Annotated in this window: 2 protein-coding genes; both read right to left on the bottom strand. The window is 74.7% G+C overall.

All coding sequences use genetic code 11. The annotated features are described in order from the left end of the window. The coding region (locus tag KBX39_RS32170; RefSeq protein WP_210874191.1) for an NAD-dependent epimerase/dehydratase family protein at positions 1-351 on the bottom strand (351 nt) is incomplete at its 3' end. 68 nt (positions 352-419) lie between these two features. Continuing rightward, positions 420-872, bottom strand: a 453-nt coding sequence (locus KBX39_RS32165) for an amino acid--tRNA ligase-related protein (RefSeq protein ID WP_312247531.1), incomplete at its 5' end; no start/stop codon positions are given.

Genomic DNA, 872 nt, shown 5'->3' with positions numbered 1-872 from the left:
GGCCTCGTCCGCGTACGGCGCAGGCCGCCCGGCGTGCAGCGCGTCGCTGGACAGGTGCACCAGCCGGGCGTCCACCTCGGCGGCGGCTACCGCGAGGTGGGCCGCCCCGTCCGCCGTGACCGCCCAGTCGTCGTACCGGTAGGGGGTGGCGACGACCGCGTCGGGGCGTACCCGGGTCAGCAGCTCCCGCACGGCGGCGCGGTCGGTCACGTCGAGCCGGTGCGGCGCGACGCCGGGCACCGCGACGGCGGCGCGGTGGTACGTGCCGGCGACCCGGTGCCCGGCGGCGACCGCCTGCCGGCACACCTCGGCGCCGAGGAAGCCGCTGGCTCCCACCACGAGCAGGTTCATGTCGTCTCCCCCGAAGATCGAAAAAGGCCCGCGTCATCATGACGCGGGCCAGTTCCGGAAAGCGAGGATCAGACGGGGTCGGCCACCGGGGCGGCCGGGCCGGCGGTGCCGGCGTGCGGACCGGCCGGGGCCTTCGGCTTGGCGTCGATGCCGGCCTCGGCGCGCTGCTGCCCGGTGATCGGGGTGGGCGCGCCGGTCAGCGGGTCGAAGCCGCCGCGGGTCTTCGGGAACGCGATGACCTCGCGGATCGAGTCGGCGCCGGCCAGCAGCATGCAGACCCGGTCCCAGCCGAACGCGATGCCGCCGTGCGGCGGGGCGCCGTACTTGAACGCCTCCAGCAGGAAGCCGAACTTGTCCTGCGCCTCGTCGGCGGTGATGCCGAGCAGGTCGAACACCCGCTGCTGTACGTCGCCGCGATGGATACGGATCGAGCCGCCGCCGATCTCGTTGCCGTTGCAGACGATGTCGTACGCGTACGCCAGCGCCCGGTCCGGCGCGGACTCGAAGCGGTCCACCCACTC

It is taken from the genome of Micromonospora sp. D75, assembly GCF_018070405.1.
Classification (GTDB): Bacteria; Actinomycetota; Actinomycetes; order Mycobacteriales; family Micromonosporaceae; genus Micromonospora; species Micromonospora chalcea.
This window is presented reverse-complemented; position numbering and strand designations above follow the sequence as displayed.